This window comes from Streptomyces sp. NBC_01439 (assembly GCF_036227605.1).
GTDB lineage: Bacteria > Actinomycetota > Actinomycetes > Streptomycetales > Streptomycetaceae > Streptomyces.
The window spans coordinates 3229695-3253174 of the sequence record NZ_CP109487.1; the positions used below are offsets into that span (position 1 = coordinate 3229695).

Sequence of the window (23480 nt, forward strand, 5' to 3'; positions counted from 1 at the left end):
CGGCTAGATGTTGAAATTTGAACGGAATAGGTCTAGCGTCATTCCTGTTGGAGTCGTTGAAGATTCAACAGATTCTTCAGTTCAAGCAGGAAACCACCGAGGAGCAAGTCATGGGTCTCTTCACCCGCCGCAGCCAGAACGTGAACGTCCAGGACGGCGCCGCCGTCGCCACCCTTGAAGTGGACCCGGCGCTCGCCGCGCTCACCGGCGACTACGTCATCGACCCCGCCCACAGCAGCATCGGCTTCACCGTCCGCCACGCCATGGTCACCAACGTCCGCGGGGCCTTCGCCGAGCACGAGGGAAGCCTGCACCTGGACGGCGCCGACCCGGCCCGTTCCACCGCCTCCATCGACGTGAAGATCGCCTCCGTCGACACCGGCATCGCCGATCGCGACGCTCACCTGCGCAGCGGCGACTTCTTCGACGCCGAGGCCTTCCCGCTGATGACCTTCCGCTCCACCCACGCGCTTCAGCTCGGCGGGGACGCGTACCGCATCAGCGGTGAGCTGACCATCAAGGACGTCACGCGCCCGCTCTCCATCGACCTGGAGTTCAACGGCTCGGCCACCGACCCCTACGGCAACGAGCGCGTCGGATTCGAGGGTTCCGCCGAGATCCTGCGCTCCGACTGGGGCCTGACGTGGAACGCCGCCCTGGAGGCCGGCGGTGTGATGGTCAGCGACAAGGTGAAGCTGACCTTCGACATCTCGGCCATCAAGCAGGCCTGACGGGCGGGCTACCCCGACGCTCGGAACCGGGGGCGGCCGGACACCCCCTAGAAGCCGCCCCCGCCGTCGAAACCGCCACCCCCGTCGAAGCCACCGCCGCCGAAGTCCCCGCCACCGAAGTCGGACGGGTCGAAGTCCGCCCCGGAGACGTCCCCGCCCTCAAACCCGCCGCCCGTGCCGCCGCCGAAGTCCGAGGCGTAGGCGGGGCTGGACATCATCGAACCGAGCGCCGTGCCCACCAGCAGGCCGGGCAGGATGCCGCCGCCGAAGTACCCGCCGGCCCAGGGACCGTACGCCGGGCCGGCGTCGTAGTACGGCCGCGGCCCGCGCTCCGTCTCGACCGTGCGGACCGCCGGGTCCAGGCCGTCGCGCAGCCGTACGGCGTCCGCCGTGCAGACCGGCACGGTACGGGCCGCCCCGCCGGCCGGAGCCCAGGTGGCGTCCTCGGTGCTGGGCCCGTGGCGCGGGTCGAAGAAGCAGGGCGAGCGGCGCTCGGGAACCGGCCTGCCCTGCCGGCGCGCGTCGAGCGCGGCCAGCGCGAAGCGACCGTCCTCCAGTGCCTGGGTGACGCCCTTGACCTCGTCGGGCCGCTGGACCGAAGCCATGATCTGCTTGGCCTTCTCGTACGAGTCGAGCCCCTGCTCGTAGTCCTTGCGCATGGCGTCGTCGGCTCCGGGCTCGCCGGGGTGGAAGTCGAGCCGTTCGAGCTCCTCGCCGAAGGCCGTGATGTCCTCGTCGACGACCACGGCCAGCCGGGCGATGGCCTCGCGCCGGATCTCTTCCTTCTTCTTCCGGTTGCGGCGGACCAGCGCGTACGCACCGCCGCCGCCCACCACGGCCACCGCGCCGAGGGCGATCAGTCCGCCGACCGGGGCGCCCTGGTCGGCTCCCGTCGTGCCCCAGGAAGCGGGGGCGCCGCCCTTGACCTGGGTGAGGGCCTGGTCCACGAAGTTGTTGAGCTGCGTGTTCGCGTTCACCGGTGCGCCGGTCTTCACGGCCTCGGTGAGGTTGCGCACGGCATTGCGCGGCATGACCGCCTTGTCGGCGCCGGCGTTGAAGCCGTCACCGAGCCGGATCGCGTAGAGCCCGGTGATCCCGGTCTCGGCACGGACCGCTCCGAGCACCTTGTCGGCGGGGAACTCGGCGGTGGCCGGCAGCACGGCCACGAACACCGGCTTCCCGGCGTCCTTGATCTTCTTCGCGAGCGCGTCCGCCTGGGCCGTGGACAGCTGCGCCTCGGCCCCGGGAGCGACGTAGACCGGGCCCTGCTTGAGGGCCTCCCCCACGGCGGCGACGCCGCTGGCCGCGGAGGCCTGCGGCGCGGCAACGAGGGCGCTCGTCGCCAGCACCAGCAGCAGACCGGAGAGCAGCGGTCCGAAGCGCGTGGGTATCAGCCTGGTCCTCATATCCATGACGCTACCGGAACCAGTACTTTCCCGTGTGAGCTGGACATAAGGGCCTCACCGGGCCGGAGTCCGGCGGGTTACTCGGCGGGTTCGACGCCCGCGTGCAGCAGGCCGTAGGTGAACGCGTCCTCCAGGGCCTGCCAGGAAGCGGCGATCACGTTCGGGGCCACGCCGACCGTGGACCACTCGCGTTCGCCGTCCGTCGTCGCGATCAGCACGCGGGTCGTGGACTCCGTGCCGTGCGTGCCCTCCAGGATGCGGACCTTGTAGTCGACGAGCTCGAACTTGGCGAGCTGCGGGTAGAACCGCTCCAGCGCCACCCGCAGGGCCCGGTCCAGCGCGTTGACCGGGCCGTTGCCCTCGGCCGTGGCGACGATCCGCTCGCCCTTGGCCCACAGCTTGACCGTAGCTTCGTTGGCGTGGGTGCCGTCCGGGCGGTCCTCGATGATCGCCCGCCACGACTCGATGCGGAAGTACTTGCGGGCGCGGCCCTCGGCCTCGGCGCGTAGCAGCAGTTCGAAGGAGGCGTCGGCCGCCTCGTAGGTGTAGCCCTGGAGCTCCCGCGCCTTGACCCGCTCCACGACCCGGGAGATGAGCGCGCGGTCCCCGCCGAGGTCGACGCCGAGCTCCTTGCCCTTGAGCTCGATGGAGGCGCGGCCGGCCATGTCGGAGACCAGCATCCGCATGGTGTTGCCGACCCGCTCGGGGTCGATGTGCTGGTAGAGGTCCGGGTCGACCTTGATGGCCGAGGCGTGCAGGCCCGCCTTGTGCGCGAAGGCGGAGACGCCGACGTAGGGCTGGTGCGTGGACGGGGTGAGGTTCACGACCTCCGCGATGGCGTGCGAGATCCGGGTCATCTCGGCGAGCGCGCCGTCGGGCAGCACCTTGCGCCCGTACTTGATCTCCAGGGCGGCGACGACGGGGAAGAGGTTGGCGTTGCCGACGCGCTCGCCGTACCCGTTCGCCGTGCACTGGACGTGGGTGGCGCCCGCGTCCACCGCGGCCAGGGTGTTGGCGACGGCACAACCGGTGTCGTCCTGGGCGTGGATGCCCAGGCGGGCGCCGGTGTCGGCGAGGACGGTGGCGACGGTGGCGGTCACCTGGGCGGGCAGCATGCCGCCGTTGGTGTCGCAGAGGATGACCACGTCGGCGCCGGCCTCGTGGGCGGTGCGCACGACGGATTTGGCGTACTCCGGGTTGGCCCGGTAGCCGTCGAAGAAGTGCTCGCAGTCGACGAAGACGCGGCGGCCCTGGGCGACCAGGTGGGAGACGGTGTCGCGGACCATCTCCAGGTTCTCGTCGAGGGTGGTGCGCAGGGCGAGCTCGACGTGACGGTCGTGGGACTTGGCGACGAGCGTGATGACCGGGGCGCCGGATTCCAGCAGGGCCCGCACCTGCGGGTCCTGGGCGGCCGAGCCGCCAGCGCGCCGGGTCGCACCGAAAGCGACCAGCTGGGCGTTCTTGAAGGTGATCTCCGCGCGGGCGCGGGAGAAGAACTCGGTGTCCCGGGGGTTGGCGCCGGGCCAACCACCCTCGATGAAGCCCACTCCGAAGTCGTCCAGATGCCGGGCGATCGTCAGCTTGTCGGCGACGGTGAGGTTGATGCCCTCGCGCTGGGCGCCGTCGCGCAGGGTGGTGTCGAAGACGTGGAAGCCGTCGTCCAGGCCTTCTGACAGCACGGTGGCCGCCTCTGGTGTCGTCGTCATGCTGATCTGACTCCTGTCGGTGAGTGGTTCCGGATATGCCCGGGATCCACTGCCCCCATCATCGCGCGCGGTCCGGTCCCGGCAGGGATGGTCCGGGAAACGAAAAAACCTCTCGCGGGTAGCGAGAGGTCTGCGCGCGGGTCCGAGGCACGGTGGCCGCTTCCGCGAAGTTCTTCCACGGTTCAGCGGCCACTGGGGACCGGCGCGCTGCTGGCGATAATCATGAGCTGAGCAGGCACGCTGGCAGTGTGCCACACCGCCCGCCGCGGATGGACAGGCATCTCACCATGCGGTCACCGCGGTCGGCCTGCCCGCTCGGACCCGCCCGTGGCCGAGTGCCGGCGGGGCTGCGGGGCTAGTGCAGCGGGGAGAGGGTCTCCGCCAGGAATTCCCTCACGTGGGTGAGGATCGCCGTTCGGTCGAGCGTGGGCAGGCCCACCGCCAGCTGGATGCTGAATCCGTCGAGCAGGGCCCGGACGCGGGTCGCCACGCGCTCGGCGTCCACCGGGCGGAACTCCCCGCGCGAGATGCCCTCGGCGAGCAGCGCGACCAGGTCGCGGTGCCAGGCGCCCTCGATGGCCGCCTGCCGGTCGCGCTCCTCGGGGCCGGCGTTCTGGGAGCGGTTCCAGACCTCCAGCCACAGCGTCCAGTGCGGATCGCGGGCGCGCGTGGGCACGTACAGGTCCACGTACGCCTGCAGGCGCTCGCTCACCGGACCGCGGCGGGCGAGCAGGGCCCGCCGCTCGCCGCCCAGTTCCGCCTCGCTCCATTCCAGGGTCTGCAGCAGGAGCTCGTCCTTGCTGCGGAAGTAGTAGAGGAGGTGGCCGCTGCTCATGTCGACCTCGCGGCCCAGGCCGGCCATGGTCAGGCCTTCCAGACCGCGCTCGGCGATCATGGCCATGGCGGCGACGAGTACGTCCTCGCGCGGGGGCGCGTTCTTCCGCGCCGCGCGTACCGGTACTCCACCCGCCACCATGGACCCACTCCTTGTCGGTCGGCTGCCTCTCGTCTGCGGATCAGACCTTCGGCTGCTGCTGGGTGATGCAGTGGATACCGCCACCCCCGGCGAAAATCGTACGTGCGTCAACGAGGGTCACGGTCCGCTCGGGGAACAGTCCGCGGAAGATCTCGGCGGCCTCCTCGTCGCGCGGGTCGTCGAACGCGCACAACACGACGCCGCCGTTGCACAGGTAGTGATTGATGTACGAGTAGTCCACCCACTCCCCGTCCTCCTCCAGCACGGTCGGCGCCGGGACCTCCACGACCTCCAGCTGCCGCCCGCGGGCGTCGGTGGACGCGCGCAGGATGGCCGCGATGGTCTTGCAGCGCTCGTGGTCCGGGTGGGCCGGGTCGGGCTGGGTGTGGACCATGACGACGCCGGGGCGGGCGAAGGCGGCGACGATGTCGACGTGGCCCTGGGTGCCGTAGGTGCCGTAGTCGCCGGCCAGGCCGTACGGCAGCCAGATCGCCTTGGTGGTGCCGAGGTGGGCGTGGATCTCGGCCTCCACCTGCTCGCGGGTCCAGCCGGGGTTTCGGCCCTCGCCCAGTTGGACGGTGTCGGTGAGCAGTACAGTGCCCTCGCCGTCGACGTGGATGGCGCCGCCCTCGTTGACGAGCTCGGTGCTGTACGTACGGGTGCCGGCCACGTCCGAGACGTGCCGGGCGATCTTCGAGTCGTGGTCCCAGCGGGCCCACTCCTGGGCGCCCCAACCGTTGAAGGTCCAGTCGACGGCGGCGAGCTCGCCGGCGTCGTTGGTGACGAAGGTCGGACCGATGTCGCGCATCCAGGCGTCGTCGAGCTCCTGCTCGACCAGCTGTACGTCGTCGCCCACGATCGCGCGGGCGCTGTCCGCGTCGCCGGGCGAGACCACGAGGGTCACCGGCTCGTACGCGCGGACCGCACGGGCGACGGCGCCCCAGGCGGCGCGGGCCTCGGCGAGCTCCTGCGCGTTGGTGAAGGTCGGGTTGGGGCTGGGCCAGGCCATCCAGGTGCGCTCGTGGGGCGTCCACTCGGCGGGCATCCGGAATCCGGCGTCGACCGGCTTGGCGGGCTGATGGGCGGTCATGGCAGGCAAGTCCTTACGGGCTGGGCTGGCTGGGCTGGCTGGGCTGGCTTACGGGGAGTGCGGGCGGTTGAGGGTGACCGGTTCGGCACCTCGTCGCCACCGAGGGCCACGACGGCGACGCCCGGCAGGACGTCGCCCGGGCCTGCTCCGCAGCGCTGCGGAGCAGCAGCCGGTCGCGCTCCACAGGGGTCAGCCGCACGCCGATCCACCACCTCTCGAGTCAATGGGTTAGAGCATCACTCTAACTCTTCATTTCCTTGGGGGGAATCATTGACCTGGAGGCAGGCCTTGGGTCACATTGAGTGTCGCTCAAACGAAGCGCACCCACCCCCGCCCTGCCAAGGGAGTCCCCCATGCCCATCGAACAGCGCGGAGTCGACACCATCCCCGAGGACGAGCGGACGAGCGGTCCCCGCGACCTGATCTCGATCCTTCTCGGCTCCAACCTCTGCCTCGGTGTGATCGTCTTCGGCTGGCTGCCCCCTTCCTTCGGACTGGGCCTGTGGCCCTCGGTCACCGCCATCGTGACCGGCACGCTCGTCGGCATCGCCTTCACCGCGCCGTTGGCGCTCGTCTCCCTGCGCACCGCGACCAACCTCTCCACCTCCAGCGGCGCTCAGTTCGGCGTCCGCGGCCGACTCGTGGGCTCGGTGGTGGGACTGCTGCTCTCGCTCGGCTACACCGCCCTCACCCTGTGGATCGGTGGCGACGTGATGGTGGGCGTCCTGTCGCGGCTCACCGGACTGCCGGACACCGGTGCCGCGCGCGGCCTGATGTACGGCGCACTCGCCGCGTGTACCGTCGTGGCGGCCGTCTTCGGCTACCGGCTGCTGCTGCGCATGAGCAAGATCCTGGCGATCGGCATGGTGGTGCTGCTGGCCATCGGCGTCTTCGCCTACTCGGGGGACTTCACCACCGCCGCCCCGCCGGAGACCGCGTACCTGCTCGTCTCCTTCTGGCCGACCTGGATCCTCGCCGCCGTCGCCGCCGGGCTCAGCGGCCCGGTCGCCTTCATCACCCTGCTCGGCGACTACACCCGTTACATCTCCCCGCGTCGGCACGGCTCCCGCAAGGTCCTGTGGGCCACCGGCTTCGGGCTGCTCTTCGGCCTGTTGATCCCGCAGCTGTTCGGCACCTACACGGCGCTCGCGGCCCGGGCCGGGGCCGAGTACGCCGGCCCGCTGGTGGCGGCCTCGCCCTTCTGGTACTTGGTCCCGCTGCTCGCCGCCGCCGCGGCCGGCTCGGTCGGCAATGCCGGGCTGATGCTCTACTCGATGGGCCTCGACCTCGACGCCATCGTGCCCAAGGCCACCCGGACCACGGCCACCCTCGTCGCCGCGGCCGTCGCCACGGCCTTCGTCTTCATCGGCTCCTTCGAGTGGGACGTGCAGTCCGCGATGACCTCGTTCGTACTGGTGCTGACCTCGATCGGCACCCCGTGGGCCGTGATCACCCTCATCGGGTACGTGCGCTGCCGCGGGCGCTACGACGCCGACGCGCTCCAGGTCTTCAACCGCCGCTCGGTGGGCGGCATCTACTGGTACCGCTCCGGCTGGAACGTCGCCGCCACCGCCTCTTGGGCGATCGGCGCCGGCATCGGTCTGCTCGCCGTGACCACCCCCTTCTACGAGGGCCCGCTACTCGCCCTCACCGGCGGCGTGGACTGCTCCTTCGTGCTGTCCGGCCTGACGGGCGGACTCGTGTACGCCGCCCTCACCGCCCGCCGCTCCCCCGCCCCGGTCCCGGCGCTCGCCGGCGCCGCCGAGGAGCCCGCGAACGCCTGAGCACCCCGCCCCCCGTACGCACGCCGGCCCGCGTCCCGGACGTTCCGGGGCGCGGGCCTGCGTGCGTACGGGGCCGGTCGGGACTAGCCCAGCGGGTGCATCCAGCCGTGGGTGTCGGCGCTGTGGCCGGTCTGGAGTTCCAGCAGCGCCTTGCGCAGGCGCATGGTGACCTGGCCCGGCTCGCCGTCGCCCTGGGTCCAGTTGGCGCGCTCGGACTTGACCGAGCCGACCGGGGTGATGACGGCGGCGGTGCCGCAGGCGAACACCTCGGTGAGGGTGCCGTTCTCGTTGTCGCGCTGCCAGTCCTCGGTGGTCAGGCGGCCCTCTTCGGCGGTGTAGCCGAGGTCGCGGGCGATGGTGAGGAGGGAGTCGCGGGTGATGCCGGGAAGGAGCGAACCGGTGAGCTCCGGCGTGACGATGCGGTCGCCGTACACGAAGTACAGGTTCATCCCGCCCATCTCCTCGATCCAGCGGTGCTCGACGGCGTCGAGCCAGACCACCTGGTCGCAGCCGTGCGAGGCCGCCTGGGCCTGCGCGACCAGCGAGGCCGCGTAGTTGCCGCCGGTCTTCGCGGCGCCGGTGCCGCCCTTGACCGCGCGGACGTAGTCCTCGGAGAGCCAGACGGAGACGGGCTTGACGCCACCGGGGAAGTACGCGCCGGCGGGCGAGGCGATGACGATGAAGAGGAACTCGTTGGCCGGGCGGACGCCCAGGCCGACCTCGGAGGCGAACATGAAGGGGCGCAGGTAGAGGGAGGCCTCGCCGGAGTCCGGCACCCAGGCGCGGTCCTGCTTGATCAGCGCGTCGCAGGCCTCGATGAAGAGCTCGGTCGGCAGCTCCGGCATGGCCATGCGGCGCGCGGAGGACTGGAAGCGCGCGGCATTGGCCTCGGGGCGGAAGGTCGCGACGGTACCGTCGGGCTGGCGGTAGGCCTTGAGGCCCTCGAAGATCGTCTGCGCGTAGTGCAGCGTCATGTTCGCCGGGTCGATCGCGAGCGGCGCGTACGGGACCAGCTCGGCATCGTGCCAGCCGCGACCCTCGGTCCACTTGATCGTCACCATGTGGTCGGTGAAGTGGCGGCCGAAGCCGGGGCTGGCCAGGATCGCCTCGCGCTCCGCATCGGACAGCGGGTTCGAGGAGGGCTTGAGCTCGATCGTGGGCGTCGTCATGAGTGCTTGTCCTTCACCGGTTGTGTATGGCGGACCGCGCTCACGGCGCACTAGGACGTCCGAGCTTCCCCGCATTCCGCGGCCTCGCGTTCGATTATCGCGCGCGGGCAGGCTTCGGAGAAGCGGGGAGAGCGGCCCAGGGGAGATGGTGGCACCCGGGGCCGCGCAGGAGAAGCCGCCGGGTCCCATTGTGACCCGGCGGCTTCCTGAGGTGGAGGTGCCGGGTCAGCCGGCTACCCGAGCGGCGAGGGCGTCGCCGATCGCGTCGGTGGAGCGGAAGGTTCCGTCGCGCTCCGCCAGGTCGGCGGAGACCGCGTCCTCGATGCGGACGGCCTGGGCCTCGTAGCCCAGGTGACGCAGCAGGAGGGCGACGGAGAGGATCGTCGCGGTCGGGTCGGCCTTGCCGGTGCCGGCGATGTCCGGGGCCGAGCCGTGGACGGGCTCGAACATGGAGGGGAAGGCGCCGGTCGGGTTGATGTTCCCGGAGGCGGCGAGGCCGATTCCGCCGGTCACGGCGGCGGCCAGGTCGGTGAGGATGTCACCGAAGAGGTTGTCCGTGACGATGACGTCGAAGCGCTCGGGCTGGGTGACGAAGAAGATCGTCGCGGCGTCGACGTGCAGGTAGTCGGTGGTGACCTCGGGGTACTCCTGGCCGACCTTGTCGAAGATGTTCTTCCACATGTGGCCCGCGTACACGAGGACGTTGTTCTTGTGGACCAGCGTCAGCTTCTTGCGGGGGCGGGCGTTCGCCCGCTCGTACGCGTCACGGACGACGCGCTCGACGCCGTACGCGGTGTTGATGCTGACCTCGGTGGCCACCTCGGCGGGGGTGCCGGTGCGCAGGCTGCCGCCGTTGCCGGTGTACGGGCCCTCGGTGCCCTCGCGGACCACGACGAAGTCGATCTCCGGGCGGCCGGCGAGCGGGGTGGCCGTGTTCGGGAACAGCTTCGACGGGCGCAGGTTGATGAAGTGGTCGAAGGCGAAGCGGAGTTTCAGCAGCAGACCGCGCTCCAGCACGCCGGACGGGACCGAGGGGTCGCCGATCGCGCCCAGCAGGATCGCGTCGTGGTGCTTCAGGGCTTCGAGCTCCGCGTCCGGGAGGGTCTCACCGGTGCGGTGCCAGCGCTGGGCGCCGAGATCGTATTGCTTGGTCTCCAGCTTCACATCCTGGGGCAGGACCGCGGTAAGGACCTTGAGTCCCTGAGCCACGACTTCCTGGCCGATGCCATCACCGGGGATCACTGCGAGATTGATGCTGGTCGACATGACGGAACCGTACTCCGTGTCCCAGCCCTCAGACATTCTGCGTCCACGATGTGGACCGATGTGGACCCGTGTGGACGCAGAACGTCTCGGGCGACGCAGGTCAGTGGCCGGTCGACCCGCCGTTGTCGCGACGGTCGAGAGCGCGCTGGAGGGCAGCGGCGGCGTTCTTGCGGTCGTCGGCCGAGGCGGAGGTGTGGCGGACGCGGCGGGTGGCGGTGGAAGTGGTCATGGTGATCGACTCCTTGAGATCACGGCGTGGCGGGGCCACGGATGAGGGGTTCCTTCAAGGCGCCGGAAGAGGCGGGGAGCAGTGCGCCGCAGGGGTTGCCTGCCAGGGGCGCGCGCTCTCGACCGCCATTCGCCTGATTGGCGAGACGTTCGGCTTCTACAAAGCTAGGTCAGGTCCCGTTGTATGTCTCGGCAATTACTCGGGCTTCCTACTATCTGAGACGCGCAGCCCCCGGGAACGCTCTGCCCAGAGGGTCCGTTTCAGCCCTTCTCGGAGCGAAGTTCCCTGATCAGGGCACGTACGGCGAGAGTTGAAGCCGATTCCGACGTAGTGACGTATCCCACCTCTCTCACCGGCCCGCCCGGGCCCAAATCGGTGATGTCCACCGCCTCGGTCGCCTCCTTCAGGGACAGCTCGGGCATGATCGCCATGCCGAGCCCGCGGCCGACCATGGTCAGCACCATCGCATCGTCCTCCGCCTTGACCGTCGCCCGCGGGATCCAGTCCTGGGCCCGCCACCAGGAGCGGGTGTAGGAGCCGCAGTTCTCGTCCCAGTCCATCAGCGGCAGGCCCTTCGGGTCCGGGTGCCCGGCCGGGTGGACCAGCCGGTACGCCTCCTGCGCGAGCACCCCGGTCAGCAGGCCCGGGGCCGGGTCCTGCGAGCCGCCCAGAGTGGCGATGCCCAGGTCGGCGCGGCCCGCCGCCACCTCCCCGGCCGCTCCGGCGCCGATCTCGCGCACCACGCGGACTTCGGGGCGGATGCCCGGGTGCCGGGCCGTGAGCCGCTCCAGCGCGGGCGGTAGCAGGTGCAGGGCCGCGCTGCGGAACGCGGCGATCCGCAGCACGCCCTCCACCGCGCCGCGGCCCGCGCCCCGAACCTCCGCGCCGAGGACCTCGTACATCCGCAGGATCCGACGGGCGAGGGCGACGGCCCGCTCTCCCGCGGGAGTGGGTGCGGCTCCGGCGCGGCCCCGTTCGAAGAGCACCGCGCCGACCTTGGCCTCGCTGCCGCGCACCGAGTGGGAGACGGCCGATTGGGTGAGGCCGAGCGCGACCCCGGCGGCGGAGAAGCCGCCGCGGTCGGCGACGGCGACCAGGATCCGCAGTTCCTGGGGCAGCAGGTCGGCAGTGCTTCCCGCCATGGGTGCTTCCACCTCGTTCTATGAGCGGTGTTCATGGATGTGCGGCTTCCATGAACGCAACCCCCTGCCCGAGCGGGCCATTCCTTCCTAGCCTCGGGCCCATGACCACGCACACCGCTCACGCCGTCCACCAGATCGCCCGCCCCAACGGCTTCCCCACTGCCGGGAGCTTCGCCCACGTCGCCTCCCCGGTCCCCGAACCGATGCCCGGCACCGCACTCGTCGAGAACCTCCTGCTCTCCGTGGACCCGTACCACCGGGGCCTGATGGACGGCGGCGAGGGCGGCTTCGAGCTGAACGCCCCGCTGGAGGGCCGCTCGGTGGGCCGGGTGCTCGCCTCCCGCGACCCGGGGCTGCGCGAGGGCGACCTGGTCTTCCACCGCGCGGGCTGGCGGACCCACGCCCTGGTCACCCTCGGCACCGACGGGACGCGGAAGCTGCGCGGCCACGACGGCATCCCGCTGGAGGCCTACCTGAGCATCCTCGGCGGAACCGGCCTGACCGCGTACGCCGCGCTGACCCGGACCGCGTCCCTGCGCGAGGGCGAGGACCTCTTCGTCTCCGCCGCCGCGGGCGGGGTCGGCACGGCCACCGGCCACATCGCCCGACTGCTGGGCGCCCGGCGGATCATCGGCAGCGCGGGCTCGGCGGCCAAGGTCCGCCACCTCACCGGCGCACTCGGCTTCGACGCGGCCTTCGACTACCACGACGGGCCGGTCGGCGAGCAGCTCGCACAGGCCGCGCCGGACGGCATCGACGTCTACGTCGACAACGTCGGCGGGGACCACCTGGAGGGGGCGATCGACGCGTTGCGCGCGCACGGGCGGATCGCCTGGGTGGGCGCGATCTCGACGTACCACGGGGACCGCTCGCCGGCCGCACCCCGCAACCTCTTCGAGGTCGTACACAAGTCCCTGCGCCTGGAAGGCGTATTGGTTCGCAATCACACCAATCTGCAGGATGAGTTGGAGGACTTCCTCGTCCCTCATCTGCGCAGCGGCCGGATCGGTACCGACACCACCATTTTCCAGGGCTTTGACCGCACGGTGGAGGCCTTCCTGGGCATGCTCCGCGGGGACAACCTGGGCAAGATGCTGGTCCGGATCGGCGACTGATTCCGGCCAACCTGTTGTTCACCGATTTCTTACCGCACGGATGTAGACCTTTGATCCCGGCGCCGCCACTCTTGCCGTCGACGTGCCAGCGGGGCGCTTGAGTGGGAGGCGAGAGGCCAGTGACACCGATCAGCCGCAGAGGTTTCGTGGGAATCGGCGCCGGGCTCGTGGCGGGCGCCACCCTGCCCGCGGTCACACCGACGACGGCAGCCGCGGCCGCCGCGACGGGCACCATCACCGATGTGAAGCACGTGGTGATCCTGATGCAGGAGAACCGCAGCTTCGACCACTACTTCGGCCGGCTGAAGGGCGTCCGCGGGTTCGGCGACCGCGCCGCCGGCAACATTCCGGGCGGCTGGGGGATGTTCAACCAGCCCAACTGGGGCGGCCGCCAGTACCCGTGGAAGCTGTCGGCCACCCCGCCGGCGGGCGGCGCGGACAGCGCGACCCTGGCCCAGTGCACCGGCGACCTCCCGCACAGCTGGACCTCACAGCACGCCGCCTGGAACAAGGGCCGGATGGACAACTGGGTCACCGGCGTCGGCAACGTCCGCACCCTCGGCCACCTGGACCGGGGGGACATCCCCTTCCACTACGGCCTCGCCGACCACTACACGATCTGCGACGCGTACTTCTGCTCCGCCCTCAGCGCGACCGGCCCGAACCGCACCTTCCTGTGGAGCGGCAAGATCGACGCCACCAGCAAGGACGGCGGCGACGAGTCCGGGCTGACCTGGGAGACGTACGCGGAGGCCCTCCAGCGGGCCGGCATGAGCTGGAAAGTCTACCAGAACGCCCAGGACAACTACGGGGACAACGGACTCGCCTACTTCAAGCGGTTCACGGACGCCGGCCCCGGCGATCCGCTGTGGGACCGGGGCATGGGCTCGGTCCCCAAGGTGACCGGCTCCACCCCGGACGACATCGCGGCCGCGATACGCGCCGACGTCGTGGCGGGCACCCTCCCCCAAGTGTCCTGGGTGGTGGCCAGCGAGGCCTTCTCGGAGCACCCCTACGCCCCGCCCAACGACGGCGCCCACTTCGTGGACCTGGTCCACCGCGCCCTGGCCGCCGACCCCGAGGTGTTCGACTCCACGGTCCTCTTCCTCAACTACGACGAGAACGACGGGTTCTTCGACCACGTCCCGCCGCCGGTCGCCCCGCCCGGCACCCCCGACGAGTACATCGACGGCGTCCCGATCGGCCTCGGCTTCCGCGTCCCGATGATCGTGATGTCCCCCTGGACCCGCGGTGGCTGGGTGAGCTCGGAAGTCTTCGACCACACCTCGGTAGTGCGGTTCATGGAGAAGTGGACGACTGCCCTCGGCACCCCCGCCACCTGTCCGAACATCAGCGCCTGGCGCCGCAAGGTGGTCGGCGACCTGACCGGCGTCTTCGACTTCGCGCGCCCGGTCTACGGGGTCCCCGCGGGCCTCCCGTCCACCGCGAAGGTGATCGGCCAGGCGACGTGCGCCCCGCTCCCCAACCCGGCGCCGCAGAACAACGCCCTGCCGGCGCAGGAGTCCGGTACCCGCCCGGCGCGGGCCCTGCCGTACCAGGCGAACGGCAACCTGGACCGCTTCGAGTTCGGGCCGACCGGCCAGATCACGGCCTGGTTCTCGATGACCAACCAGGGCGCCGAGGCGAAGCGGGCGGCGCACTTCTCGATCCACCCGCACCAGCACCGGGACACGACGGCCTGGCAGTACACCGTCGACCCGGGCGGCACCAGCAGCGACTACTTCCACATCGGCCTCGGCCACGGCTCGGGCAAGTACGACATCTCGATGCACGGTCCGAACCGCTTCCTGCGCCGCTTCATCGGCGACGCCTCGAAGCCGGGCAAGGACATCGAGGTGGCGGCGCGCTTCGCGGTCGAGCCGGGCACGGGCAAGCAGGCGGTCTACTTCAAGATGAAGAACTCCTCCGGCTCCCCCGTCACCTTCACGATCCGCGCGAACGCGTACCGCACGGACGGCCCCTGGACCTACACGGTCCCGGCGAACTCCTCGCGCGAGGACTTCTTCAACGCCGTGGCCTACAGCAAGGGCTGGTACGACTTCACGATCCTCACCGACTCCGACGGCACCTGGTCGCGCCGCTACACGGGCCACATCGAAACGGGCTCGGCCAGCATCACGGGGTCGTAGCCGTGCCGGAGTCCGACAGGGCCTAGAGGACGTCCCCGTCCCGCCAGTCGAAGTCGAGCCGCCCGGCCGGGTCCAGCCGGACCCCGCCGGGCGGCGCCCACACGTAGGTGGAGCCCTCCTCCTCCGGGAGCGGGACGGGCCCCTGCGGTGAGAGCGCGCCGATCCGCCCGCCCCACACCTGCCAGCCGCGGCCCAGGTACAGCGCCGCCCCGTCCTGAGAGGCCGACAGCGCCCCGAGCACGTACGCCCGCCCGATCACCTGCTCCAGCCGGGCCATGACCCGTCCGCCGAGGCCGCGGCGGCGCGCGTCGGCCCGTACGGCCACGGCCTCGACGTACCCGGTGCGCAGGGCGCGTCCCTGGTGCACGACCCGCCGCATGACCACGCTGCCGTGCGCGAGGAGGTCCCCGCCCGCGTCCCGGACCAACGCGTGCATCCCGCCGAGGGCGTGCTCGAAGTCCTCGTCGGCGAAGTCCCCTTCGAAGGCGTCGTCGAGCAGGGACCGGATCGCGCGCAGCTCGTCGACGGTCAGCTCCGAGGTGTGCACGGTCCGCACGTCCATCACTGCTCCAGCCCTTCGGTGCACCGGGTGCGGGCGCGGCCCCGCCCGTCCGGCGACCGTACCAAGGACCGCATTGCGGACGCCGAACCGCGTACACCGGCCGCCATCGGCCGAAGCGGCTCTAGCGGTCTGGACCAACGCCTCGGCAGACTCGCCCCATGTCACCCGATACCCAGCAGTGGACCCCCACGCACGGCCAGCCGTACCGTCCCGCCGCCTACCGCCCCGAGCGGATGCCGCAGCAGGAATCCCTCGCGCGCGCCGCCGAGTTGCGGGCCCGGATGGACGAGCGGCGGACCGTACGCCACTTCTCCGCTGATCCGGTGCCCGAGCAGGTGGTCCGGGACGCCGTCGCCTGCGCCGCGACCGCCCCCTCCGGGGCGCACCAGCAGCCGTGGACCTTCGTCCTGGTCAGGGACCCGGCCGTGCGGCAGCAGATCCGCGCGGCCGCCGAGCAGGAGGAACAGCTGTCCTACGACGGCCGCCTCGGCGACGAGTGGCTCGCCGCCCTGCGTCCCCTCGGCACGGACGCCGTGAAGACCCACCTCACGGATGCGCCCGCGCTGATCGTGGTCTTCCAGCAGCGCTACTGGCTCGGCCCGGACGGCACCAAGCGCAAGCACTACTACGTGGACGAGTCGGTCGGCATCGCGGTCGGCATGCTCCTGTCCGCGCTCCACCTGTCCGGGCTGGCGGCGCTGATCCACACCCCCAGCCCCATGCGCTTCCTCAGCCACGTCCTGAACCGCCCGGAGAACGAGAAGGCCTTCGCCGTCATCCCGGTGGGCTACCCGGCGGACGACTGCGAGGTCCCGGACCTCCTGCGCAAGTCCCTGGACCAGGTCATCGTGGAGGTATGACGGCCTCCCCGGCAGGCGGCTCGGGAGCGGGCCCGGAGTGCGCACCGCCCAGGGCTTCCGCGAGCCGCAGCCCGTCGGAGGGGGAAATGGATCCGCCCCCGCTCCGGACTTGGGGGTGCCGGAGCGGGGGCGGGGTTCAGCGGGGCCCGGGATCAGCCCATGTGGGGGTAGCCGTACTCGGTCGGCGCGACCAGCGTCTCCTTGATGGAGCGGGTCGAGGTCCAGCGCATCAGGTTCGACGCGGCACCCGCCTTGTCGTTGGTGCCCGAGGCGCGGCCACCACCGAAGGGCTGCTGGCCGACGACGGCGCCGGTGGACTTGTCGTTGATGTAGAAGTTGCCCGCCGCGAAGCGGAGTTTCTCCATCGCGTCCGCGGCCGCGTACCGGTCCGCCGCGATGATCGAACCGGTCAGGGCGTACGCCGAGACGGACTCCATCTGCGCGAGCATCGCGTCGAACTCGGCGTCCTCGTAGACGTGCACGGCCAGGATCGGGCCGAAGTACTCGGTCGTGAAGACCTCGTTCTCCGGGTCGGTGCACGCGATGACGGTCGGACGGACGAAGTAGCCCTCCGCGTCGTCGTACGTGCCACCGGCGATGATCTCGCAGGTCGGGTCGGCGATGGCGCGGTCGATCGCGGCCTTGTTCTTCGCGAACGAACGCTCGTCGATGACGGCGCCGATGAAGTTGGTCAGGTCGCGGACGTCACCCATGGTGATGCCGTCGACCTCGGCCGCGAAGGCCTCCTTGAAGCCGTCGTTCCAGATCGAGGCCGGGACGTAGGCGCGCGAGGACGCCGAGCACTTCTGGCCCTGGAACTCGAAGGAACCGCGGGTCAGGGCGGTCTTCAGGACGGCGCGGTCCGCGGACGGGTGCGCGACGACGAAGTCCTTGCCACCGGTCTCGCCGACCAGGCGCGGGTAGGACTTGTACTTCTCGATGTTGTTGCCGACCGTCTTCCACAGGTACTGGAAGGTCTTGGTCGAACCGGTGAAGTGGATGCCGGCCAGCTCGGGGTGGTTCAGGGCCACCTCGGAGACGGCGATGCCGTCGCCGGTCACCAGGTTGATGACGCCCTTGGGCAGGCCGGCCTCCTCCAGGAGCTCCATGAGGAGGATCGCGGAGTGGGTCTGGGTGGGGGACGGCTTCCACAGGACCACGTTGCCCATGAGGGCGGGGGCGGTCGGCAGGTTGCCCGCGATGGCCGTGAAGTTGAACGGCGTGATCGCGTAGACGAAGCCTTCGAGCGGGCGGTGGTCGCTGCGGTTCCACACGCCGGCGGAGTTCGCGACCGGCTGCTCGGCCAGGATCTGGCGGGCGAAGTGGACGTTGAAGCGCCAGAAGTCGACGAGCTCGCACGGGGTGTCGATCTCGGCCTGCTGAGCGGTCTTCGACTGGCCCAGCATGGTCGAGGCGGCGAGCTTCTCGCGCCACGGACCGGACAGCAGCTCGGCGGCGCGCAGGATGATCGCGGCGCGGTCGTCGAAGGACATCGAGCGCCAGGCCGGGGCGGCGGCGAGGGCGGCGTCGATGGCCTCCTGCGCGTCGGCCTCGGTGGCGTTGGCGTAGGTGCCGAGCACCGACTTGTGGTCGTGCGGCTGGACCACGTCGAAGCGCTCGCCGCCGCCCATCCGCTTGACGCCGTTGATCGTCATCGGGAGGTCGATCGGGTTCTCGGACAGCTGCTTGAGCTGCGCTTCGAGCCGTGCGCGCTCCGGGGTGCCGGGGGCGTACGAGTGGACCGGCTCGTTGACCGGCGCGGGGACCTGGGTCACAGCATCCATGGGGCTGGTAACTCCTTGAGCTAGTGGGGTGCCTAGTTCTTGGTGATCATCGAGCGGAGGAAGAAGAGCAGGTTGGCCGGCTTCTCCGCGAGGCGGCGCATGAAGTAGCCGTACCAGTCCGTCCCGTACGCGGTGTAGACGCGCATCCGGTGGCCCTCGGCGGCGAGCCGCAGGTGCTCCTCGCTGCGGATGCCGTACAGCATCTGGAACTCGTACTCGTCCAGCTTGCGCCCGGCCGTGCGGGCGAGCTCCTGGCCGATGGCGATCAGGCGCGGGTCGTGGGACCCGATCATCGGGTAGCCCTCGCCGTCCATGAGGATCTTCATGATCCTCACGTACGCCTTGTCGATCTCCGCCTTGTCCAGGTAGGCGACCTCGGCGGGCTCCTTGTAGGCGCCCTTCACGATGCGGACGCGGCTGCCGGCGGCGGCCAGGCGGCGGGCGTCGGCCTCCGTGCGGAAGAGGTACGCCTGGATCACGCAGCCGGTCTGCGGGAAGTCCCGGCGCAGCTCCTCGTGGATGGCGAACATCGAGTCGAGGGTGGTGTGGTCCTCGGCGTCGAGCGTGACGGTGGTACCGATGGCGGCCGCGGCCTCGACGACCGGGCGGACGTTGGCGAGCGCCAGCTCGTGGCCGCCCTCCAGGGCCTGGCCGAACATCGACAGCTTGACCGACATCTCGGCCTTCTCGCCGAGACCGAGCTCCGCGAGGCGCTCGATGAGCTGGAGGTAGGCGTCCCGGGCGGCGTAGGACTGCTCGACCTCGGTGATGTCCTCGCCGACGACGTCGAGGGTGACCTCCAGGCCGGCCCGCGTGAGCTCCTCGACGATCGGGATGACCTGATCGACGGTCTCGCCCGGGATGAACCGATTCACCACGGGCTTGGTCACCGGGGCGGCGGAGACGATACGACGCATCTTGTCGCTGCGCGAAGCGGCGAGGATCACGGGACCCAGCACGGGGGCACCTCCAACGGGTGGCAGAAGAAAAGCGCAAGTGAAACCACCGTGAAACCTAAGGATCGCTTTGATCCTCTGCCATCGACAGCTGTCACGCATCCGTGTCCGCGATCTCATACATTTGTCTGAAGAGTGCGGCCGCGGGTGGGAGAATGTCCGCGTGAAGGGCGATTACCAGGACCTGGTGGACGAGATCTCCGCGCTGCTCGGCGCCCCGGCGACCCTGGAGAACCGGGACTTCCGCCTGATCGCCTTCGGCGCCCACGACAGCGACGACGATCTGGCCATGGACCCGGTACGGACCCGCTCGATCCTGACCCGGCAGTCGACGGCGGACGTCCGGTCCTGGTTCGAGGGCTTCGGCATCGCCCGCGCCACCGGACCGGTCCGGATCCCGGCAACGCCCGACGCCGGGGTCTTCCGCGGGCGGATCTGCCTGCCCGTGCGGTACCGGGGCATCGTGCAGGGCTACGTGTGGCTGCTGGACCAGGAGCCCGGCAAGCCCGGGCCGGAGCCGGCGGCGCTGGACGCGGCCATGGAAGTGGCCCAGCGCATCGGGGTGCTGCTCGCCGAGGAGGCGAAGGCCGGGGCGGACCTGTCGCGGGAGTTCCTGGCGGTGCTCACGGCCGGCCCGGGTTGGCAGCAGGACATGGCGGTGACCGCACTGCGGGCCGCCCTCGGCCCGGACGGGGACGGTCTGCACGCGGCGGTCTGCGTGGCACCGTGGCCCGGGGAGGCTCCGGCATCGGTACCGGGCGCGGCGGCGGTGTGCGTGGTACCGCGGCGGGGCGGGGGCGAGCCGGGCGGCGTCGGGCCCGGCGCGGCAGCGGGGCCGGCGCCCGCGGGCGATCCGGCTCTGGCGGTACTGCTGCGGCTGCGCTCGACGGACGCGTTGGCTCCGGCGCTGGCGGCGGCGGCCCGGCTGCTGCCGCGCGCGGCGGGGGCGACGGCAACGGGCGGGAGGACCGCCGGCGGGAAGGGCGGGGCCGGGAAGGGCGGGGGCGTCGGGGCCACCGCCACGGCCGTCGCCCGCGCGGTGACCGCCGGCGTCGCCGACCCCGTACGGGGCCTCGTGGACCTGCCCGCCGCCTGGGAGCAGGCCGTCGCCGCCGCCCGGGCGGCCGCCGCCCAGCCCCGCTTCGGCCCGGTCGCCCAGTGGTCGGAGATCGGCCCGTATCGGCTGCTGGCGACGCTCGTCGCCGACCCGGTGGACGACCCCGCGGCCCGCACCCTGCTGACCCCGGCCAACCGCGAACTCGCCCGCACCGCCGAGGTCTTCCTGGACTGCGCGGGCCAGGCGGGCCGCGCGGCGGCCGCCCTGGGCATCCACCGTCAGACCCTCTACTACCGCCTGGCCCGGGTGGAACAGTTGACCGGCCTCGACCTGGACGAGGGCGAGGACCGCCTGCTGCTCCACATGGCCCTCAAAGCCTCCCGCCTGGCCTAGTTCGTCCCTTCGAACAGGTGCGGATCGCGGCGCGCTCGAACCACACGGTGAGCGGGGTCGGCACCAGCGCCACCCAGAACAGCGCCTGCGGGACGATCCGTTCGGACCGCGGCACGGTCACCATGACCACGGCGGTCAGCGGCGAAGCCCTTCCACCTCTGCGGGTCGATCCGGACGGGACGGGTGCGCCCGGCGGCGGTTCCGGCTCCGGTCAGTCCTGGGCCCGGGTCATCGCCTCGGCCGCCCGGCGCATGCCTTCGGTGAACTCCTCGGCTGTCGCGGCCGACTCCGGGTCGAACAGCCACTGGATCATCAGGCCGTTCAGCAGGGCCTGGTAGAAGCCGCCCAGCGTCCGTACGTCCCGCTCGTCGAGCTGGTCCTCCGGGGTCCCGGTGAGCATCGAGATCAGCCCGCGACGCCCCTCGGCCTGCGAGGCAGCGAGCATGGACCTCAACTCCGGCCGCTGGTCGCGGCCGAGCGCCACCTCCAGGCTGGCCGCCCAGATCGGGCCCGACTTCTCGTGCTGCTCCAGCACGCCCTCCCACAGGGAGCGGAAGCGCTCCAGCGATCCGCCCTCGCCGTCGAGTCCGCTCTGGAACACCTCGCCCCACTCCTCCATCAGGCCGATGAAGGCCTGGGTGAGGAGGGCGTCCTTCGAACCGTAGTGGTAGCCGATGGAGGCCAGGTTGGTCCCCGAGGCGCTGACGATGTCGCGCGCTGTCGTGCGCACGAACCCCTTCTCGACCAGGCACTTCTTGGCGCCTTCGAGCAGATCTTCGCGATGTCCCATGGCCACACGGTAGCAAGACAAACGTCCAAGACAACATTTCTATACAGTTGTCATAGACAAAAGTTTAATACGTCTGTACGTTCCTGCCCATGACAACTCCCGCTGCCACAGCGCGACGTGCCGGCCGCCGCGAATGGACCGCCTTCACCGTCCTCCTGCTGCCCCTGCTCCTGGTCTCGATGGACATCTCCGTCCTCTACTTCGCCATCCCGGCCATCACCGACCAGCTCGACCCGAGCTCCACCCAGCAGCTGTGGATCTTCGACAGCTACGCCTTCGCCCTCTCCGGCCTGCTGATCACGATGGGCTCGCTCGGCGACCGGATCGGCCGCCGCAAGCTGCTGCTGATCGGCGCGACCGCCTTCGGCCTCGCCTCGATCGGGGCCGGCTGCGCCACCAGCGCCGAAATGCTCATCGCGGCCCGCATCCTGCTCGGCATCGGCGGCGCGACCCTGATGCCCTCCACGCTGGCCCTCGTACGGAACCTCTTCCAGGACGACAAGCAGCGCGGGCAGGCCATCGCGATCTGGTCCGGAGCCATGACCGGCGGCATCGCACTCGGCTCGGTGCTCAGCGGGGTGATGCTGAACCACTTCTACTGGGGCTCCGTCTTCCTCATCAACGTGCCCGCCATGCTGCTCCTGCTGCTCCTGGTCCCGATCCTGGTCCCGGAGTTCAAGGACCCGAACCCCGGCCGCTTCGACCTGCTGAGCGTCCCGCTCTGCATGGCCGCCGTGCTGCCGGTCGTCTACGGGCTCAAGGGGATCGCCGCCGAGGGCTTTGAACCCCTCTACCTGGGCTGCCTCGCCCTCGGCCTGGCCTTCGGGTACGTCTTCGTCCGCCGCCAGCGCTCCCGTGACGACGCCATGGTGAGCCGGGCACTGTTCCGGGGCCGCGGTTTCGGGGCGGGCATCACTCTGAGCACCATCGCCGCCTTCGCCATGACGGGTTCGGCCTACTTCACCACCCAGTACCTCCAGTCGGTGCTCGGAATGGGCACCCTGGAAGCCGCGCTGTGGAGCCTGGCCCCCTCGGTCGTCATCGGCGCCGCGGCCCCGGTGTCCGCCGCCCTGGCCCAGAAGGTGGACCGGGCCCACGTCATCGCCGGCGGGTTCGCCCTCGCCGCCGCCGGGTTCGTCCTGATCAGCCTGGTGGACACCGACTCGTTGTGGCTGATCCTCACCGGCTGCGCGGTGCTGGTCTCGGGCATCGTCGCCGTGCTGTCCCTGGTGTCCGACATGGCGCTCGCCTCGGCCCCCGCCGAGAAGGCCGGTTCCGCCGCCTCCCTGCTGGAGACCGGGACGGAGTTCGGCGGCGCCCTGGGCATGGCGCTCCTCGGCAGCCTGGGCACCGCGGTCTACCGCGACGACCTGACCGGTGCCGAGCCCGCGGTACGGGAGACCCTGGGCGGGGCCGTCGCCACCGCCGACCACATCGGCGGGCCGGCCGGGGAGCAGGTGCTGGCCCTGGCCCGGGAAGCCTTCGTCCACGGGATGCAGTACGCGGCCTGGGGCGGTACGGCGCTGCTGCTCGGGGCGGCCGTGCTCGCCGCGGCCCTGCTGCGCGGGATCGAAGCACCCGCCCCGTCCGCAACGGAGCCCGCGACCGGGCCCGCGACGGGTCCCGAAGTCCGCGCCCACGAGGCGGCGTACCACTGAACCGCCCGCCGCGGCACGCGGCCGACGGAACGCTGAAGGGCCCGGGGATTCGCCTATGAGCTGGCCCCTCGCCGTGGAGCGGGTGACGGGAATCGAACCCGCGCTCTGAGCTTGGGAATCACCGGGCCGTCACGGAGGGGGTTGACGCTGACCAGCGCAAACGGCCTCTGGCGATTAATCGCGAGGCGTCGCGCTTGACTGCTCTTGACCGCCGGGATCCGCTCTTTCTGGCACGGATGTGGCACGGGCTTCCATCCGCTCCGACGGGTCGCGTCACCGACCCCGCACCCGATGACACTGTCACCCGAATGGCCCAACATGACGTGCCATCCACATGGGTGAAGATCAAGCTGGCTAGTGCCCCAACCGAGGCAATCTGTGAAAGGCGAACCACATGCGCATTCGACGAATCCTCGCTGCAGCCTTCGCCACGGCAGCCCTCGCCGGACTCGGCTTCACAGGCGCCGCCACCGCCGCCACCACCGCCACTACCGCCACCACCGGCAGCGTCACCCCGGGTGAGTGCACGGACAACGGCGGAACGATCGATCGGTCGACGCCCGTGCTCCCGACCTGCAGGGGCGGTATGTACGACGGCCAGACTGTCGACTAAACCCCGCTAGGGCCCGTTGCGAAAGTGGATCGTCGCCCCGCAG

The 23480-nt window shown here is 70.9% G+C and carries 20 protein-coding genes; 8 read left to right on the forward strand and 12 right to left on the reverse strand.

Features of this window, described 5'->3' with window-relative positions; genetic code table 11:
• Positions 1–110 precede the first annotated feature (110 nt).
• The gene (locus tag OG207_RS13860; protein WP_329098869.1) at positions 111–731 is read left to right on the forward strand and encodes a YceI family protein; all 621 of its coding nucleotides are present in this window, start codon (positions 111–113) and stop codon (positions 729–731) included.
• Positions 732–778: 47 nt separating this feature from the next.
• On the opposite strand, the gene OG207_RS13865 is transcribed toward OG207_RS13860, so the two are convergent.
• From OG207_RS13865 to OG207_RS13880, 4 genes are all read right to left on the reverse strand, one after another.
• Entirely contained in the window at positions 779–2137 is a 1359-nt protein-coding gene (locus OG207_RS13865; protein WP_329098870.1) for a hypothetical protein, read from the reverse strand.
• 77 nt (positions 2138–2214) lie between these two features.
• Positions 2215–3843, reverse strand: coding sequence for a citramalate synthase (gene cimA, locus OG207_RS13870; protein ID WP_329098871.1), 1629 nt, complete (start codon positions 3841–3843; stop codon positions 2215–2217).
• A gap of 355 nt (positions 3844–4198) precedes the next feature.
• Positions 4199–4819, reverse strand: a complete 621-nt coding sequence (locus OG207_RS13875; RefSeq protein WP_329098872.1) for a TetR/AcrR family transcriptional regulator — start codon at positions 4817–4819, stop codon at positions 4199–4201.
• A 40-nt stretch (positions 4820–4859) separates the two neighbouring features.
• Complete coding sequence (locus OG207_RS13880) at positions 4860–5909, reverse strand: agmatine deiminase family protein (protein ID WP_329098873.1); 1050 nt, start codon at positions 5907–5909, stop codon at positions 4860–4862.
• 353 nt (positions 5910–6262) lie between these two features.
• Here OG207_RS13880 and OG207_RS13885 point away from each other — a divergent pair, with 353 nt between their 5' ends.
• Positions 6263–7693 (forward strand): cytosine permease, encoded by a 1431-nt coding sequence (locus OG207_RS13885; RefSeq protein WP_329098874.1) that lies wholly within the window; start codon positions 6263–6265, stop codon positions 7691–7693.
• Between the two features lie 83 nt (positions 7694–7776).
• Here the strand turns inward: OG207_RS13885 and OG207_RS13890 are convergent, their stop codons facing one another.
• The 4 genes from OG207_RS13890 to OG207_RS13905 form a co-directional block, all read right to left on the reverse strand.
• Positions 7777–8862 (reverse strand): branched-chain amino acid aminotransferase, encoded by a 1086-nt coding sequence (locus OG207_RS13890; protein ID WP_109781535.1) that lies wholly within the window; start codon positions 8860–8862, stop codon positions 7777–7779.
• Between the two features lie 225 nt (positions 8863–9087).
• Entirely contained in the window at positions 9088–10128 is a 1041-nt protein-coding gene (locus OG207_RS13895; protein WP_252309876.1) for a 3-isopropylmalate dehydrogenase, read from the reverse strand.
• A gap of 100 nt (positions 10129–10228) precedes the next feature.
• Positions 10229–10357: a hypothetical protein gene (locus OG207_RS13900; RefSeq protein WP_263411712.1), complete on the reverse strand. Its 129-nt coding sequence runs from the start codon at positions 10355–10357 to the stop codon at positions 10229–10231.
• Between the two features lie 260 nt (positions 10358–10617).
• On the reverse strand, positions 10618–11499 hold the full coding sequence (locus OG207_RS13905; protein ID WP_329098875.1) for a LysR family transcriptional regulator: 882 nt from the start codon (positions 11497–11499) through the stop codon (positions 10618–10620).
• Positions 11500–11600: 101 nt separating this feature from the next.
• On the opposite strand from OG207_RS13905, the gene OG207_RS13910 reads away from it, so the two are divergent.
• Together OG207_RS13910 and OG207_RS13915 are read left to right on the forward strand one after the other, a co-directional pair.
• Complete coding sequence (locus OG207_RS13910) at positions 11601–12614, forward strand: NADP-dependent oxidoreductase (protein ID WP_329098876.1); 1014 nt, start codon at positions 11601–11603, stop codon at positions 12612–12614.
• A 119-nt stretch (positions 12615–12733) separates the two neighbouring features.
• The gene (locus OG207_RS13915; RefSeq protein ID WP_329098877.1) at positions 12734–14764 is read left to right on the forward strand and encodes a phosphocholine-specific phospholipase C; all 2031 of its coding nucleotides are present in this window, start codon (positions 12734–12736) and stop codon (positions 14762–14764) included.
• A gap of 22 nt (positions 14765–14786) precedes the next feature.
• Here OG207_RS13915 and OG207_RS13920 read toward each other — a convergent pair whose 3' ends face one another.
• Positions 14787–15326 (reverse strand): GNAT family N-acetyltransferase, encoded by a 540-nt coding sequence (locus OG207_RS13920; protein ID WP_329098878.1) that lies wholly within the window; start codon positions 15324–15326, stop codon positions 14787–14789.
• A 158-nt stretch (positions 15327–15484) separates the two neighbouring features.
• On the opposite strand from OG207_RS13920, the gene OG207_RS13925 reads away from it, so the two are divergent.
• Positions 15485–16186 (forward strand): nitroreductase family protein, encoded by a 702-nt coding sequence (locus tag OG207_RS13925; protein ID WP_329098879.1) that lies wholly within the window; start codon positions 15485–15487, stop codon positions 16184–16186.
• 152 nt (positions 16187–16338) lie between these two features.
• On the opposite strand, the gene pruA is transcribed toward OG207_RS13925, so the two are convergent.
• Both pruA and OG207_RS13935 read right to left on the reverse strand, forming a co-directional pair.
• The gene (gene pruA, locus OG207_RS13930) at positions 16339–17970 is read right to left on the reverse strand and encodes an L-glutamate gamma-semialdehyde dehydrogenase (RefSeq protein ID WP_329098880.1); all 1632 of its coding nucleotides are present in this window, start codon (positions 17968–17970) and stop codon (positions 16339–16341) included.
• A gap of 32 nt (positions 17971–18002) precedes the next feature.
• Positions 18003–18929 (reverse strand): proline dehydrogenase family protein, encoded by a 927-nt coding sequence (locus OG207_RS13935; protein ID WP_329098881.1) that lies wholly within the window; start codon positions 18927–18929, stop codon positions 18003–18005.
• Between the two features lie 160 nt (positions 18930–19089).
• On the opposite strand from OG207_RS13935, the gene OG207_RS13940 reads away from it, so the two are divergent.
• Entirely contained in the window at positions 19090–20376 is a 1287-nt protein-coding gene (locus tag OG207_RS13940; protein WP_329098882.1) for a helix-turn-helix domain-containing protein, read from the forward strand.
• A 211-nt stretch (positions 20377–20587) separates the two neighbouring features.
• On the opposite strand, the gene OG207_RS13945 is transcribed toward OG207_RS13940, so the two are convergent.
• A complete protein-coding gene (locus OG207_RS13945; protein ID WP_329098883.1) occupies positions 20588–21166 on the reverse strand; it encodes a TetR/AcrR family transcriptional regulator in 579 nt (192 codons plus the stop codon).
• An 89-nt stretch (positions 21167–21255) separates the two neighbouring features.
• Between OG207_RS13945 and OG207_RS13950 the strand changes: the two genes are divergently transcribed.
• Positions 21256–22824 (forward strand): MFS transporter, encoded by a 1569-nt coding sequence (locus tag OG207_RS13950; RefSeq protein WP_329098884.1) that lies wholly within the window; start codon positions 21256–21258, stop codon positions 22822–22824.
• 394 nt (positions 22825–23218) lie between these two features.
• The gene (locus OG207_RS13955; protein ID WP_329098885.1) at positions 23219–23437 is read left to right on the forward strand and encodes a hypothetical protein; all 219 of its coding nucleotides are present in this window, start codon (positions 23219–23221) and stop codon (positions 23435–23437) included.
• The last annotated feature ends 43 nt before the right edge of the window (positions 23438–23480 follow it).

Coding starts and splice junctions, on each gene's coding strand:
- OG207_RS13910 (WP_329098876.1), top strand. CDS start 11,601: ATGACCACGCACACCGCTCACGCCGTCCACCAGATCGCCCGCCCCAAC.
- OG207_RS13895 (WP_252309876.1), bottom strand. CDS start 10,128: ATGTCGACCAGCATCAATCTCGCAGTGATCCCCGGTGATGGCATCGGC.
- OG207_RS13885 (WP_329098874.1), top strand. CDS start 6,263: ATGCCCATCGAACAGCGCGGAGTCGACACCATCCCCGAGGACGAGCGG.
- OG207_RS13920 (WP_329098878.1), bottom strand. CDS start 15,326: ATGGACGTGCGGACCGTGCACACCTCGGAGCTGACCGTCGACGAGCTG.
- OG207_RS13875 (WP_329098872.1), bottom strand. CDS start 4,819: ATGGTGGCGGGTGGAGTACCGGTACGCGCGGCGCGGAAGAACGCGCCC.
- OG207_RS13955 (WP_329098885.1), top strand. CDS start 23,219: ATGCGCATTCGACGAATCCTCGCTGCAGCCTTCGCCACGGCAGCCCTC.
- OG207_RS13925 (WP_329098879.1), top strand. CDS start 15,485: ATGTCACCCGATACCCAGCAGTGGACCCCCACGCACGGCCAGCCGTAC.
- pruA (WP_329098880.1), bottom strand. CDS start 17,970: ATGGATGCTGTGACCCAGGTCCCCGCGCCGGTCAACGAGCCGGTCCAC.
- OG207_RS13945 (WP_329098883.1), bottom strand. CDS start 21,166: ATGGGACATCGCGAAGATCTGCTCGAAGGCGCCAAGAAGTGCCTGGTC.
- OG207_RS13905 (WP_329098875.1), bottom strand. CDS start 11,499: ATGGCGGGAAGCACTGCCGACCTGCTGCCCCAGGAACTGCGGATCCTG.
- OG207_RS13900 (WP_263411712.1), bottom strand. CDS start 10,357: ATGACCACTTCCACCGCCACCCGCCGCGTCCGCCACACCTCCGCCTCG.
- OG207_RS13950 (WP_329098884.1), top strand. CDS start 21,256: ATGACAACTCCCGCTGCCACAGCGCGACGTGCCGGCCGCCGCGAATGG.
- OG207_RS13890 (WP_109781535.1), bottom strand. CDS start 8,862: ATGACGACGCCCACGATCGAGCTCAAGCCCTCCTCGAACCCGCTGTCC.
- OG207_RS13880 (WP_329098873.1), bottom strand. CDS start 5,909: ATGACCGCCCATCAGCCCGCCAAGCCGGTCGACGCCGGATTCCGGATG.
- OG207_RS13860 (WP_329098869.1), top strand. CDS start 111: ATGGGTCTCTTCACCCGCCGCAGCCAGAACGTGAACGTCCAGGACGGC.
- cimA (WP_329098871.1), bottom strand. CDS start 3,843: ATGACGACGACACCAGAGGCGGCCACCGTGCTGTCAGAAGGCCTGGAC.
- OG207_RS13865 (WP_329098870.1), bottom strand. CDS start 2,137: ATGAGGACCAGGCTGATACCCACGCGCTTCGGACCGCTGCTCTCCGGT.